The following is a 14,077-nucleotide window of genomic DNA, read 5'->3' on the forward strand; positions in this document are numbered from 1 at the left end:
GTCGGCAGCGGTGCGGACAAGCAGACGATACAGTTCTGTATCCGATACGCCAATGGATCCGATGCGTCCGTGAAGACGCCCCCCGCGAAGGAGCGTGGCCCGATGCCCAAGGGTGAGACCAAGCGCCGCCCCCGCACCCGCGCCGCGCTGCTGGACGCGGCGCTGGCGGCCTTCGCGGAGAACGGCTTCCACGCGACCCCGATCGAGCAGATCTGCGAGCGGGCCGGCTACACCCGCGGCGCCTTCTACTCGAACTTCAGCAGCAAGGAGGAGCTCTTCCTCGCCCTCTTCGACGCGCACAGCGAGCGGGTGATCAGCCGGATCGGCGCCCTGGTCGACTCGATCGACGCCGCGGAACTCACCCTGCCGGGCCTGGTGGAACTGCTCTCCGACATCGAGCCGGCCGAGCGGGACTGGTACCTCGTCACCACCGAGTTCACCCTGCACGCCATCCGCGACCGGCAGGCCGCCTGGGTACTCGCCCAGCACGACGCCCGGCTGCGCGCCGAACTCGCCCGCGGCCTGACCGAGCAGCTCGCCCGCGCCGGCCGCACCCTCACCGTGGACGCCGACGAACTGGCCCGGCTGCTCATCGCGATCCGCGAAGGCGGCCTGGCGCAGAGCTACGTGGAGCCCGACCAGCTGCCGCCCGGACAGCTCGAACGCCGCTTCCTGGCCCCGCTGCTGACGGCGCTGACCGTGCCGAGCGGCGCGGCGGCAGCGGCCCCCGCGCCGGCGGCTGAGATCAGCGCACCGTGACGGTGAAGCTGCGGTCCAGTTCGTCGGGCGCCAGGCCGGTGGTGGGCACCATGCCGCCGCGGTAGGTGTTGTGCAGCGCGATCGTGGTGCGGCCCGCGCTCCGGGCCCGGAAGACGAAGTAGTAGCGGCCACCCGCCCCGAACGAGCCGGTGAGGCCGGCGAAGCTCGTGATGCCGAGGTTCCTGACGTACTCCTGGCCGGTGGCCAGCACGACCGCCGGGGTCGCGGCCGCGGTCGGGGCTGCGGCCGGGGTCGCGGCCGGGGTCGGGGCTGCGGTCGCGGCCGGGCCTGCGGCCGGGGCTCCGAGGTCCCAGGAGTCACCCTCGACGCGGTTCGCGTCGACCTCGATCGAGAAGAGCTGGCCGGGCTCGACGGTGAGCTCCCCGGAGGCGCCGGTGAAGACCTTGCCGTGGTCGAGGTCGCCCTCGGTGAGCAGGTGGACCGTCAGGGCCGCCCCGCCGACCACCAGGACCAGCGCGAGGGCCAGCGCGGTCAGGACCCGACGGCGCGTCACGAGGCGGCCTCGCGGTGGGTGATCCGCAGCGCGAGCACGGCGGCGACCGCCTCCAGCCAGCGCGCGGCCAGCAGGTCGCCCGACGGGTCGGTGACGACCATGGCGGCCGCCTCCAGCCAGCCACGGGCGAGCGCCGCGGCGGCTCCGCCCGGCAGCGGCTCGGGCAGCGCGGCCGCGTAGCGGGTGCCGCCCGCCCTGACCACCTCGCCGAGGAAGGTCAGGGCGCGCGGCAGCACGCCGAGCCCGTCCGCGGCGATCGCGGCGGCCACCGCCCCGTCCGCGAAGAGCGCGGAGCGGTGCGCGCCCTCGGCCGGCAGGCCGAAGCGCAGCATGATCCCGACGTCGAGCGCGGCCAACTGGCTGTCGGTCCTGGGCTGCTGGGGCTGCGGGGTGTTCACGACGGCCTCACTTGGGGAGCTGGACGTAGTTGACGTTGGGCAGCTCGTTCTGCGTGAGACTGCCCAGGTTGTTGTTGACGAAGTCGTTCTCACTGACCCAGGCGGTGAAGCCCCAGGGGTTGTAGATCTCCAGCTGGTCGCCGCGGTGACCGATGATCATCATCTGGTGGCCGTCGGGCATCAGCCAGGTGTTCTCCTTGACCCCGAGCGGCACCGGCTTGCCCTCGTCCACCGACTGCTCGATCTGGCCCAGGCTGTCGCGGCGCGCGTCCGCGCTGCCGAGGTCCTTGGTCTGGTAGCTCGCGCCGGTGTGCGCCGCGATCTCGCCGTTGGCCACGTCCTTCGACTCACCGGTGGTCATGCCGTCCGACCAGGAATGCCACCAGCCGCGCTCGTCGTAGACCCGGTTCGACTCGCTCAGCCAGCGCTGCTGCGCGGCCTCGCCGTTGTCGAACTTCGGGTCCCCGGGGTGGCCACCGGTGGTCAGCTGCAGCGCGTACAGCGGGTCGACCATCGCCCGGGCGGTGACCGTCGAGGAGGCCACGCAGGTCGGGTGCTGGCCCTGGCTCCACTCCACGCCCTGGTAGCCGGTGTCCGCCTGCCCGCCGGAGGTGGAGTCGAGCTGGACCGGGGAGATCCGCTCGGCGAGCCAGCTGGGATCGTCGCCGTGGTCGTGGATCTGGTCGTCGAAGGCCTTGATCTCGTCGTAGCTGTGCCCCGCGGCCAGCGCCTTCATCAGGTAGGCGCGCTCCTCGGGGGACTTGCTGCCGGCCAGCAGCTGGTCGAACCGGGCCCGGTCGGCGTCGCTCATCTTGTCCATGAACTGGCCGGCCCGGGTGGCGTCGTTGGCGGTGAGGATCGTGCCCAGCTGCGCGTCGCCGGCCACCGAGGCGTCGGCGATGACCAGCTTGTCGACCGCGCCGAGCCCCTTGTTCTTGAAGCGGCCGGCCAGCGCCTTGTCGGCCAGCGCGTTCAGTTCGCGGGCCGCCGTGTGGCCGGCGGTCTCGGCCGCCACGGCGGCGCCGAAGATCGAGGCGATGCCGTCCTTGGCCTTGGCGTGCGCCGTGTGCATCTTGCCGTCGTCCCAGTTCACCGGGTCGGGCGCGCCGGCGATGGTGATGTCGTGCAGCAGTTTGAGCGCCTCCTGCAGCGGGCCGGCGCCCTGCCCGTGCTGGACCTGTGCCTGTCGCAGGGCCCCGGCCAGCGCGGAGATCTGGTCGCGGCCGCTGCCCAGCACGTCGCGGCAATGCGTCAGATCGTCGGAGGAGGCGGTGACCACCTCGACGGCCTTCTCGCCGACCTGACCGGTCCAGGCGTCGGGCAGCCGCTGGGAGGCGGTCCGCTGGACCTCCTGCTGGGTCTGGTCCAACTGACCGCTCGCCGTGCCGTAGGCGGCCGCCAGCGCGTCCAGCTTCCCCGGATCGCCCTTGGGGCCGGTCAACTGCAGGGCGTCGTGCACGGCGTACTTCAGGTCTCCGGCGCCCCACATCCCGTGCGAGTCGTCGATGGTGTGCTTGAGCCGCTCGACCTGCTCGCGGTAGGTGCCCGCGTCGCTGCCCAGCGGATGGAGATCGTGATCGGGCATCGGTTACCGCCCCTGGAGGTGCTGGGAAATCTGCTGGTCACTGGTGCTGTAGTTGCCCGCGGTCGTCCGGACCCGGTTGCCGAGGTCGTGCAGGGCGTCCGTGTTGACCCCGAGCTCATCCTGCCAGGCGGACCAGAAGGCCTTGGCCGCCTCCGGTGCGCCGTACTCCCCGAAGGTGTCCGCATCGGACATGTCCAGCCGGCCCAGCGTGTCGCGGGTACTCGCCACGTCGTCGCCCGCGGTGGTCAGCTGGTCCCCCGCCGAGCCCAGGTTGTCCGGATGGACGCTGAAGCCCGTGCCTATGTTGTCGCCCAATGTTGTGCACCTTGTTCCTACGCCCCGTCAGAAGATCGCCACAGAGCATAACGTCAGGCGGTTCCTTCGCACACAACGATCTCGGCTGCCGTGCGGACCCGGCCCGGACCCGGCCCGGACCCGCAACCCGCTACTCCAGCTCCGCGAAGGCCTGGCAGGCGAAGGCGGCCAGGTCCAACGACTCGCGCTGGGCGAGCGACATGCGGTTGTAGGTGAGGCGGATGGCCCGCAGCACCCCCACACCCGCGCGCGACAGCACGGCGGCGCGCAGCACGGCGGCCGCCTCAGGCGCACTGTCCGGCCCGCCGTCCGGCCCGCCGTCTGCTCCGCCGTCCACGGCAGGGGCCAGGCGGGCGAGGAAGGCCGCGGCGACCGCCTCCTCCAGGTCGAAGAGCAGGAACCGGTCGCCGCGGCTGGTCGGGTGCGGCGTCAGCGGCTGCGGTCCGACCAGCAGGATCGCGGGCACCGTGTCGTAGCGGCGGGACAGCTCCAGCACGGCCTCCCGCAGCGCGGCGAGCGGGGGCTCGGCGGCCGGCCGGGCGCTGATCTCCTCCGCCAGCAGCGGGATGATGTCCCGCACCTGCTGCACGATCAGGCTCTCCTTGGACGGGAAGTAGCGGAAGAAGGTGCGCTCCCCCACGCCCGCCGCCTGGGCGATGTCCCGCACCGTGGTCGCCTCGTAGCCCTGCTCGCGGAAGAGGCGGGTCGCCGCCTCCTCCAGAGCGTGGTGCGTGCGCCGCTTGTTCTGTTCCCGGCGGCCCGGTCCTGCCTCGTTCACCCCCTGATCATCCCAGCTCGCGGGCGATCTCCCGACCGACCTCCGTGGCACCCCCATGAAACTGGCAGTTCTGCCACATTTGCTAACGTGGCAGAACTGCCAGTTTCTTCGGCGCAGGATCGTCAGACTCGGAGTCCGCCATGCCCACCCTCCTCCACCGCCTGGGGCGCTTCGCCTTCCGGCACCGACGGCGCGTCCTGGCGCTCTGGCTCGCGGTGATCGCCGCCGTGGTCGGCTGCATGCTCGCCTTCGGCGGCCCCGGCAAGCTGGACGACACCTTCTCGATCCCGGGTTCCGAGTCGCAGCAGGCGCTGGACCGGATGAAGACCGACTTCCCCACCTCCTCCGGCACCAGCGCCCAGGTCGTCTTCACGGCCCCGCCCGGCAGCCGGGTGACCGACCCCGCCGAGCTGACCGCGATGCGCGCAGCGCTGGCCTCGGCCGCCACCGCGCCGCAGGTGGCGAAGGTGATCGATCCGGTCGCCGCGCAGACCGTCTCGCGTGACGGCAGCACCGCCGTCGCGCAGGTGCAGTACGAGGTGGTGCAGAGCGCGCTGAAGCCCGGCTCGCTGGACGCGCTGAAGACCGCGGTCGACAGCGCCGGTCAGCAGCAGCCGGGCCTCGACGTGCAGGTCGGCGGCGCCGCGTTCGGCTCCGGCCCCTCGAAGTCCGGTGGCAGCGACCTGATCGGGATCGGGATCGCGGTCGTCATCCTCGCGCTCACCTTCGGCTCGCTGCTGCCCGCGGGCCTGCCGCTGCTCGGCGCGATCGCCGGGGTGGTCACCGCGATCGCGGGCGTGCTGGCGTTCACCGGCGTGACGGCCATCTCGTCCACCGCGCAGAGCCTGGCCCTGATGATCGGCCTGGCGGTCGGCATCGACTACGCGCTCTTCATCGTCAGCCGCCACCGGGCCACCCTCGCCCAGGGCACCGAGCCCGAGGAGTCGGCCGCGCTCGCCGTCGGCACGGCCGGCAGCGCCGTGGTGTTCGCCGGCCTGACGGTGGTGATCGCGATGGCCGGCCTCTCCGTGGTCGGGATCCCCTACCTGACCGTGATGGGCCTGAGCGCCGCCGCCGCGGTGCTGGTGGCGGTGCTGGTGGCGACCACGCTGCTGCCCGCGCTGCTCGGGTTCGCCGGTGCGCGCCTGCGGCCGAAGCCGGGCTCCCGGGCGCTCCGCCGCGAACTGGCCGGCGCCGGCGGGTCCGCCGCGGCGACCGGCACGGCCGCCGCCGCGCGGCGCGGTCCGGCGGCGAACGCCGGTGAGCGCTGGTTCCGGCTGGTCACCCGCCGCCCGCTGCTCACCCTGCTCGCGGTGCTGGTCGCGGTCGGCGCGCTGGCCTGGCCCGCGCACGGGCTGCGGCTGGCGCTGCCGGACAACGGCACCGCCGCCGCCGGCTCCTCGCAGCGGCTCGCCTACGACCAGGTGAGCAAGGAGTTCGGGCCCGGCTTCAACGGCCCGCTCCTGGTGCTCGCCGACACCTCGCACAGCGCCGATCCGACCGCGGCCGCCGAGAAGATCGCCGCCACCGTGCGCGCGCTGCCGGACGTGGCGGCCGTGGGCAAGCCGGTGGCCAACCCCGCGACGCACACCACGCTGCTCCAGGTCGTCCCCGCCAGCGCGCCCAGCGACCAGGCGACCAAGAACCTGGTCGGCGCGATCCGGGGCGAGGCGGACGCGCTGCACCAGCAGACCGGCGCGACGATCGGCGTCACCGGCAGCACGGCGGTGGGGATCGACGTGTCGGCGAAGCTGAACGCCGCGATGATCCCGTTCGCCGCCGTGGTGGTGGGCCTGTCGCTGCTCCTGCTGTTGCTGGTCTTCCGCTCGCTGGTGGTGCCGGTCAAGGCCGCCGCGGGTTTCCTGCTCTCGGTCGCCGCGACGCTGGGCACCGTGGTCAGCGTCTTCCAGCACGGGCACCTGTCCCAGCTGATCGGCGTCGACCGGGCCGGGCCGGTGAGCAGCTTCCTGCCGATCATCCTGCTGGCCGTGCTGTTCGGGCTGGCCATGGACTACGAGGTCTTCCTCGTCTCCCGCCAGCGCGAGGCCTTCGTGCACGGCGAGCAGCCGCTGGACGCCGTGCTCAGCGGGGGCCGGCACAGCGCCCGGGTGGTCACCGCCGCCGCACTGATCATGATCGCGGTGTTCGCCTCCTTCCTCGCCAGCGACAGCCAGATGCTCAAGCAGATCGCCTTCGCGCTGGCGATGGGCGTGCTGCTGGACGCCTTCGTGATCCGGATGACCTTCGTGCCGGCCGTCCTCGCCCTCACCGGCCGCGCGGCCTGGTGGCTGCCGCGCCCGCTGGCCCGACTGCTCCCCGACCTCGACATCGAGGGCGAGCGGCTCCAGCACCCCACGCGGGCAGCGGAGTCGACCCCGAACCCGGCCCCGGCCCCGACCCCGATGCCGGCGCCGGCGCCGGCCGAGCAGCCGACGGTGTGAGAGCTGTGCGCCGATGCCGACACGGCGAGGCCGACCTGTGGGACGAGGAGATCATCGACACCCTCACCGCCCTCCTGCTGGACGGCCTGCGCGGGCCGCGCTGACCGGACAGGTCGGTGCGGCCCGCGCGGGGCGGAGCAGCGGACGAGGCCTCTGCTTGGGATTCAACCCTTCCGATCTCGGTGTCGAGTCACTGGTGAGGTCGCGTCCGACGGTCTTTCCGATGTCGTCAGGGGGTGCGGGTGTGCGGTTCTTGGAGCCGGGTGGCCAGGGCCGCCGGAGGTCCTCGGTGAGGGGGCGGGTCGCCAGGCGGACGGTCGGCTTCCTTCGAGAGAGTCAGCCGGCAGCCGACCGGCGCCGGGTTGTCAGGCGAGATCCGGGAGTGCCAGCCAGTCCTGCCAGGAGAGGTCGCGTCCGACGTAACGCGGCCGTTCGAAAGGCCAGTCCTCGGCTATCCACTGCGGGACGAGCGCGTCGAGCGCGTGCTGGAGGTCGGTGCCGACCTGGTCGTCCACCACCCACCAGGAGATCTCGGCGTCGGCGCCGACCTTCTCCGGAGGGTCGATGTAGACACAGCCGAGCAGGGCCGTGCCCGCGTCGTCGAACACCGCGTAGTTGAAGGACTAGTGGGCCGCGATCTCGACCTCGTGCCGCACCAGATCCTCCAGGTCCTGCTCGAACGTCATAGTGGCCGGCGGCCAGCCCCAGGCCTCGCCGTAGATGGACCACAGGCGCTCCCGCGACCCCATCACGGCCGGGTAGTCGAGCTCGGTGTCAGCACCGCTGATGGGACGTAGGTGGTGGCCGCCGGGGAGCGCGACGCGGCCGGGGTGGACGAAGTCGGAGGGCAGCCAGGTCATGGGCCGGAGGCTAGGAGCGTGGGTCAGTAACGCGCAATCCGTGCTGTCCCGGCATGTCGCCGCATCAGGATGTCGGTACCCAGTAGCGGCGCTTGTGACCGACCATGTCGATGAACCGGCCTCCGTTGGCTTCGATCACGCGCTGGGACGCGGTGTTCGCCTCGTCGCACATCAGTAGCGCCTGAGCGATGCCCAGCGAACCGGCGATCGGCAGCGCCGCGGCGAGCATCGCGGTCGCGTGTCCCTGGCGTCGGGCGCTGGGCCGCACGTCGTAGCCGATGTGGCCACCGACTCTCTCCAGCGCCGGAGTGAGCCGGTGACGGATCGCCAGTCTGCCCAGCATCTGCCCGTCCTCGGCCCACCACAATGTCGTCATCGCCACGAACCCGTCCGCCCGCACGGCTGCTTCGTCCCGCTCGCTCAGCACACGCGCGACGTACGCGGTGAACGCCGTGGCGTCGGTCAGGGCCTGCGAGTCGACGTTGGTGACGAACCACGGAACCGGGTAGTCGCGATCTGCGCGGAACTCGGTCACCGCTGCCAGGAACGACGTCCGGAGTCTGGTGGTCGGATCGATCAGCTCGGGCATCTGACCATGATGCCCGCCCGTTTGCCACGCGCCCAGCCGTTATTCGGCCGGTAGCCGGCCCTGACCGACGGACTCACCGGATTCGTGATCTTTCATGCGGAATGATCTCGGTATGCATAGTGGTGGGGACGGCCTGTTCGAGGTCGAGCTGGTGGAGCGGAAGCAGCCGCAGTCTCGTCCGGCGGCCGTTGACAAGCGGTTTCGGGCGTTCGACCCGCACCAGGTCCTGCTGCTACCGCCGTCACTGGACGACTGGCTGCCCGAGGAGCACCTGGCCCGCTTCGTCGCCGACCTGGTCGATGACGTTCTCGACCTGTCACCGATCCTGGCGGACTACACCGAGAAACGAGGGTTCCCTCCCTACGACCCGCGCCTGATGGTCCGCTTGCTGATCTACGGCTACACCACCGGCGTCCGCTCCTCCCGAGCCGTCGAGCGCAAGTGCGTCGAGGACATCGCGTTCCGGTTCCTGGCTGCCGACCAGGCCCCGGACTACCGCTCCATCGCCCGGTTCCGCCGCCGCCACCTGAAGGCGCTGGCTGGCCTGTTCACCCAGTCCCTGCACCTGGCCCAGAGGCTGGGCATGGTCAGGATGGGACGCGTCGCCCTGGACGGCACCAAGCTCGAAGCGAACGCATCCAAGCACAAGGCGATGAGCTACGGCCGCCTGGTCGACAAGGAAGAACGTGTCGAGGCCGAGATCGCCCAGCTGGAGGCCACGGCCCAGGCCGTGCTGGCCGATGCGGAGGCCGCCGACACCGCCGAGGACGCCAGGTTCGGTGTCGACGGCAAGGACACCGACCTGCCCGCCGAGCTGGACCGACGCGAGAAGCGCCTGGCCAGTCTGCAGGCCGCCCGCGCGCAGATCGAGGCCGAGGCCGCCGCCAAGGCCCGCGCCCACGCCGAGGACAAGGAACGCCGCCGCCAGGAACGCGCGGGCACCCGCGATGAGCAGGCCGTCACCGACGCCGGGCAGAAGGCCGCCGTCAAGGCCCGGCCGAAGCCGAAGGCCCAGGCCAACTTCACCGATCCCGATTCGCGGATCATGAAGAACGGCGACGGCGCCTTCGTCCAGGCCTACAACGCCCAGGCCGTCGTCGACGAGACCCATCAGGTCATCACCGCCGCTGACGTGACCTGCAACGCCTCCGACGTGCTGAACTACACCACGATGCTCGATCAGTCCGCTCACAACACCGGAGCCCATCCCAAGCAGGCACTCGTCGACGCCGGCTACTGCTCCGAGACCAACCTTGAGGCCGCGCGGGATCGCCAACTGGCTTGCGGCACCGACACTTTCATGACTACTGGCCGCCTCGCCCACGACGAGCAGGTCCCGCCCGCACCACGCGGACGGATTCCGGCGAGCGCCACCCTGAAGGAGCGCATGGCCCGCAAGCTGCGGACCAAACCCGGCAAGGCCGCCTACCGTCGCCGCAAGGCCATCGTCGAACCCGTCTTCGGCCAGATCATGACCTGCCAGAACGGCCGCCAGCTCCTCCTGCGGGGCGAGGACGGCGCCCGCAGCGAGTGGCGGCTGCTGGCCGCCTGCCACAACCTCCGCAAGATCTTCCGACACGCCGGAACCACCGGGCTCGCCGCCCTGGCCGGCTGACCAGCCGAGCCTCTCGGCCCCGCCACGGCTCCCACCACCGGACACCCGACCGACAGGACGGCCCCGCCAAGGTCTCACAGGCGCCGACCGGGACGGTCGCGACCGATCCATCGATCAGCACCTGCGGGGCTGCTTGCTCGTTACTGACCCACGCTCCTAGCTGACGGCCCACCACCCCGCATCCGGTTAACGACCCCGGTAGCGGGAGTTCGCCGTCGTGGTGGAGCCGGCAGGTGCGGTGGGTCGGCCCAGGCCGACCACGGGCCGGAGGATGAGGAAGGAGCTCAGCGGCCGACCTCGCGGGCGCGGAAGTCCTCGACGGTCTCGCGGCGGATCAGCAGCCGGGCGCGGCCGTCACGTACCGCGACCACGGCGGGGCGGCCGACCAGGTTGTAGCCGGAGGCCATCGAGAGCTGGTAGGCCCCGGCGGCCGGCAGGGCCAGCAGGTCGCCCGGGCGCAGGTCGGCGGGCAGGGCGGCGTCGTGGACCAGCACGTCGCCGGCCTCGCAGTGGCGCCCGACGACGTCCACCACGGCGGTCGGGGCCGCCGAGCTCCGGCCCACCAGCCGGACCTCGTACGCCGAACCGTAGAGCGCGGGGCGCGGGTTGTCGCTCATGCCGCCGTCGACGGCGACGAAGGTGCGGCCGCCGGCGGTGTGCTTGACCGACAGCACCCGGTAGAGGGCCACCCCCGCCGGGGCGGCGATCGCCCGCCCCGGCTCGACGGTCAGGCGCGGCACGGTCAGGCCCCGCTCGACGCACCGGGTGGCGAGGCGCTCGCTGACGGCGGCGGCGAACTCGACCAGGTCCAGCTCACGGTCCTGCGACAGGTAGCGGACGCCGTGGCCGCCGCCGAGGTCCAGCTCCGGCAGCTCGACGCCGTGCCGGTCGCGGACCTCGGCGAGCAGCTCCACCAAGCGGTCGAGCGCCGCCAAGTACGGTTCGACGTCGGTGATCTGGGAGCCCAGGTGGCAGTGCAGGCCGACCAGTCGCAGGCTGCTCTGGGCCAGCGTGCGGCTGATCGCCTCGGCGGCGTCGCCGCCCGCGATGCCGAAGCCGAACTTCTGCCCGTCGACCCCGGTGCGCACCGCGCTGTGATGACCGGCGGCGACGCCGGGCAGCACCCGGATCAGCACCCGCTGCGGCACGTTGGCGATCGCCAGCGCGGCCAGCCGGGGGATCTCGGCCAGGCCGTCGATGACGATCCGGTCCACCCGCAGCCGCCGGGCCAGCCGCAGCTCCTCGGGCGACTTCGCGTTGCCGTGCAGCAGGATCCGGTGCGGCGGGAAGCCGGCGGCGGTGGCCAGGCGCAGTTCGCCCGCCGAGCAGACGTCCAGTCCCAGGCCCTCTTCGGCGACCCAGTCGGCCATCGCGCTGCACAGGAAGGCCTTGGCCGCGTAGAGGATCTCGGCGTGCGGCAGGGCCGCGCGGTAGGCGCGGGCGCGGGCCCGGACCTCCGCCTCGTCGAGCACGTAGAGCGGGGTGCCGAAGCGGTCGGCCGCCTCCTCCAGGCCGACGCCGCTGATCAGCACCTCACCGTCGGCGCGCACCCGGGCGGAGGCGGGCCAGGGGCTGCCCAGCGGCTGCGGCCGCCGGTCGGCCCCGGGGCCCGGGCGGTGGGCCGCGGTGGGGCGGCCAGGGAGCGGCGGGCGGGTGTCGACCGGAGTGGCGAACGGGGTGACGACCTGGGTGACGACCTGGGTATCGGTCATGGCGGACGCTTCCTTCCACGCGCGGCGCGGGCCCGCCGAAGAGCGCGGCCCGCCTCCAGTGGAGCCCCGCGACGCGTCGTCCGCGCACCGTTTTGACGCGCGGGCTACGCGGAGTCCGCCGTCCTTCACGGGACCTTGACGGCGGTGTGGCAACGGGGTGACGGCGGGCGGCACCGGTGCAGGGTTGGCGCCCCGACAGGGCGCATCGGCATGGCGTGCCGGCATGGCGTGCCGGCATGGCGTGCCGGCATGGCGTGCCGGCATGGCGTGCCCGGCTCATTGATTCAGGCATGCCTGAATCAATGGCGGCCGCCACGACCCATGGCAATCATTCCGGCATGCCCTCGGATTGGAGACAGAGCGACATGATGACTGGCCGGATCAACCTCCCCACCCCAGGACGCCACAGGTCGGCGAGGGCTCAGGAGAGCGCGTCGGACTGGGGCTGGGGCTGGGGTTCCGACGGCAGCCGCACCCCGGCGGCCGGGCACGGCCGGGCGTCCCGGTAGGCGCGCAGCGTGGTGGAGGTGGCGGCCCAGGGGCGGCGGTGCGGGCGCAGCCGCCGCCAGTCGTAGGGCGGGTGGCCCAGCTTGGGGTGCCGACGGTCGTAGCCGTGGGTGGCGGCCCAGCCGAGCACGCAGAGCACCGGCAGCACCTGGCCGGCGCGGTCGGCCAGGCCCGGTGCCGCGCCGCTCGCCGTGCCGCCGACCGCCGCACGCAGCCCGCCGAGCACCGCGCTCCAGAGCCAGCCGCCGAGCGCGGGATAGACGACCAGTTGGTGCCAGATCTTGGTGGGGGCGAGCGCCTGTGCGCGGCTGAAGTACCCGGCGCGCAGCTCCGCGCGCCACTGCAGCAGTCCGAAGCCCAGGCAGCCGGCGGCGAAGGCGAGCGCGCAGGGCGGGGCGGCCGGGCCGGCCGGCGCCGCCCCGTGCAGTTGCCGAACCCCCAGGCCGACCGCGAGCGCGAGTAGCGGGTCGCCCAGCGAGATCGCCAGGTACTCCTCCCGCAACCGGGGCCGCCGCCGCTCCAGCAGCATCCCCAGGCCCCAGACCGCCCCCGGCGTGACGGCCAGCGCGGCGCCGCCGGCCACCAACGGGCCGTGGCGCAGCACGACCGCCGGCAGCTCGCACCAGCCCATCAGGAGGCTCCTCTCGACCCGCGCCCCTCGGCCCGCGCCCGTCCGGCCCCCGACGCCATCCTCTGCGGTGAGCGGTCGATCGGGCCCCGTGGCACGCCGAAGCTACCCGGAGCACGAGCATCCCGAGCATCCCGAGCGCCCCGCCCAAACGCCCCCCACGCCCCACACCGGGCCTGCCGCGAAGCCTTGCGCGGGAATTAATGTACGGCGTAAGCTTACGGCGTCAACAAACTCCCGAAGGAGCCGCTCGTGCACGCCGTCGCCGTCACCCTCCCCCTGCTCTGGCTGGCCTGGCTGATCGTCACCGAATGGCTGCCGATGTTCCCGCTGAACGACCTGGCACCCGGCAACCTGCGCCCGCGGTTCATCGCCGCCGCCGTCAACTACCCGTTCCCGCTGCTGATCGCCGGCGGGGTGGCGCTGGACCGGGGCTGGTCGCTGATCACGGCCGCGGCGCTCTGCGGCCTGATCCTCATCGGCCACACCATCAGCTGGTGGCTGCCGTACCTGGGCCGCAGCAGCCAGGCCCAGCGCGACCTCTACCGGCGCGACTACGCCCGCACGCTGAAGATCCTGCCGACCGAGGGGCACCAGGTGGTCCCCGACGTGCAGCACATGGTGGTCGGCCTGCTGACCCTGGCGATGTGCGCGAGCACCGCGGCCGTCATGCTGAGCTCATGACCAGCACTCCGCCTGCCCCGTCGACGCCCCCGGGCCCGCCGCCCGCCAACAAGCCGGGGCGGCCGGCCGTGCTCAGCCACGACGCGATCGTCGGCGCGGCGGTGGCCCTGATCGACGCCGAGGGGCTGGAGGCGCTGACCATGCGCCGCCTCGGCGCGGAACTCGACGTCAGGGCGATGTCGCTCTACCGGCACCTGCCCAACCGCGACGCGGTGCTGGCCGCCGTCGTCAACCGGCTCGCCGCCTCGACCGAGGTCGAGGTCGATCCGGGCGCACAGTGGCCCGAGGCGCTGCACCGGCTCGCCCACGCCTACCGGCGCACGCTGCTCGCCCATCCGCACGCCGTGGTCCTGCTGGCCACCTACCCGGTGGACGCGGAGGTCGGGCAGGCGATGGTCGCCGAGGTGCTCGCCCGCTTCGACGCCGCCGGGATCACGGTGGAGCAGGCGCTGACGGCCGTCCAGTCGGTCGGCGTCTTCGTGCTGGGCCACGCGCTGGCCCAGGTCGGCACGCCACCCGGCGCCGAACAGGGCGGCCCGGTGGCCTCGGCCGGGTTCTACGAGGAGTGGTTCGCCGCCGGCCTCGACGCGATGGTGCTGGGGTTCCGGCAGCGGCTCGGCAGCCGGTAGGCGCGAGCCTCCGACGGACGGCCGGACGGCCGGACGGGCTGTCGGGCTGTCGGGCTGTCGGGC

The 14,077-nt window shown here is 72.8% G+C and carries 13 protein-coding genes and 1 pseudogene; 5 read left to right on the plus strand and 9 right to left on the minus strand.

Translation table 11 applies throughout. The features are described from left to right. The first annotated feature begins 102 nt into the window (after window positions 1-102). Window positions 103-759 (plus strand): TetR/AcrR family transcriptional regulator, encoded by a 657-nt coding sequence (locus OG455_RS09240; protein ID WP_266291973.1) that lies wholly within the window; start codon window positions 103-105, stop codon window positions 757-759. Here the strand turns inward: OG455_RS09240 and OG455_RS09245 are convergent. The 5 genes from OG455_RS09245 to OG455_RS09265 all read right to left on the minus strand — a co-directional run bounded on the left by OG455_RS09245 (window position 746) and on the right by OG455_RS09265 (window position 4,349). After that, on the minus strand, window positions 746-1,273 hold the full coding sequence (locus OG455_RS09245; RefSeq protein ID WP_266291975.1) for a hypothetical protein: 528 nt from the start codon (window positions 1,271-1,273) through the stop codon (window positions 746-748). The genes OG455_RS09240 and OG455_RS09245 overlap by 14 nt on opposite strands. Continuing rightward, window positions 1,270-1,671 carry a hypothetical protein gene (locus tag OG455_RS09250; RefSeq protein WP_266291976.1) on the minus strand — a complete coding sequence of 134 codons (402 nt, stop codon included), beginning with the start codon at window positions 1,669-1,671 and terminating at the stop codon, window positions 1,270-1,272. Before OG455_RS09250 ends, OG455_RS09245 begins: the two co-directional genes overlap by 4 nt. A 7-nt stretch (window positions 1,672-1,678) precedes the next feature. Continuing rightward, the gene (locus tag OG455_RS09255) at window positions 1,679-3,256 is read right to left on the minus strand and encodes a WXG100 family type VII secretion target (RefSeq protein ID WP_266291977.1); all 1,578 of its coding nucleotides are present in this window, start codon (window positions 3,254-3,256) and stop codon (window positions 1,679-1,681) included. Window positions 3,257-3,259: 3 nt separating this feature from the next. Continuing rightward, complete coding sequence (locus tag OG455_RS09260) at window positions 3,260-3,571, minus strand: type VII secretion target (protein WP_266291979.1); 312 nt, start codon at window positions 3,569-3,571, stop codon at window positions 3,260-3,262. Window positions 3,572-3,701: 130 nt separating this feature from the next. Beyond that, complete coding sequence (locus OG455_RS09265) at window positions 3,702-4,349, minus strand: TetR family transcriptional regulator (RefSeq protein WP_266291980.1); 648 nt, start codon at window positions 4,347-4,349, stop codon at window positions 3,702-3,704. 140 nt (window positions 4,350-4,489) lie between these two features. Between OG455_RS09265 and OG455_RS09270 the strand changes: the two genes are divergently transcribed. After that, a complete protein-coding gene (locus tag OG455_RS09270; protein ID WP_266291981.1) occupies window positions 4,490-6,790 on the plus strand; it encodes an MMPL family transporter in 2,301 nt (766 codons plus the stop codon). A gap of 365 nt (window positions 6,791-7,155) precedes the next feature. Here the strand turns inward: OG455_RS09270 and OG455_RS09275 are convergent. Continuing rightward, a pseudogene (locus OG455_RS09275) lies at window positions 7,156-7,650 on the minus strand (N-acetyltransferase). 64 nt (window positions 7,651-7,714) lie between these two features. Next, entirely contained in the window at window positions 7,715-8,239 is a 525-nt protein-coding gene (locus tag OG455_RS09280) for a GNAT family N-acetyltransferase (protein WP_266291983.1), read from the minus strand. A gap of 133 nt (window positions 8,240-8,372) precedes the next feature. On the opposite strand from OG455_RS09280, the gene OG455_RS09285 reads away from it, so the two are divergent. Then, window positions 8,373-9,854, plus strand: a complete 1,482-nt coding sequence (locus OG455_RS09285; RefSeq protein WP_266300708.1) for an IS1182 family transposase — start codon at window positions 8,373-8,375, stop codon at window positions 9,852-9,854. A gap of 284 nt (window positions 9,855-10,138) precedes the next feature. On the opposite strand, the gene lysA is transcribed toward OG455_RS09285, so the two are convergent. Both lysA and OG455_RS09295 read right to left on the minus strand, forming a co-directional pair. After that, window positions 10,139-11,566 (minus strand): diaminopimelate decarboxylase, encoded by a 1,428-nt coding sequence (gene lysA, locus OG455_RS09290; RefSeq protein ID WP_266291984.1) that lies wholly within the window; start codon window positions 11,564-11,566, stop codon window positions 10,139-10,141. 421 nt (window positions 11,567-11,987) lie between these two features. Next, a complete protein-coding gene (locus OG455_RS09295) occupies window positions 11,988-12,704 on the minus strand; it encodes a hypothetical protein (RefSeq protein WP_266291985.1) in 717 nt (238 codons plus the stop codon). A gap of 249 nt (window positions 12,705-12,953) precedes the next feature. On the opposite strand from OG455_RS09295, the gene OG455_RS09300 reads away from it, so the two are divergent. After that, window positions 12,954-13,385, plus strand: coding sequence for a hypothetical protein (locus tag OG455_RS09300; RefSeq protein ID WP_266291987.1), 432 nt, complete (start codon window positions 12,954-12,956; stop codon window positions 13,383-13,385). After that, window positions 13,382-14,014: a TetR/AcrR family transcriptional regulator C-terminal domain-containing protein gene (locus OG455_RS09305; RefSeq protein ID WP_266291988.1), complete on the plus strand. Its 633-nt coding sequence runs from the start codon at window positions 13,382-13,384 to the stop codon at window positions 14,012-14,014. Before OG455_RS09300 ends, OG455_RS09305 begins: the two co-directional genes overlap by 4 nt. The last annotated feature ends 63 nt before the right edge of the window (window positions 14,015-14,077 follow it).

It is taken from the genome of Kitasatospora sp. NBC_01287 (assembly GCF_026340565.1).
In the GTDB taxonomy this organism is placed as follows: Bacteria; Actinomycetota; Actinomycetes; order Streptomycetales; family Streptomycetaceae; genus Kitasatospora.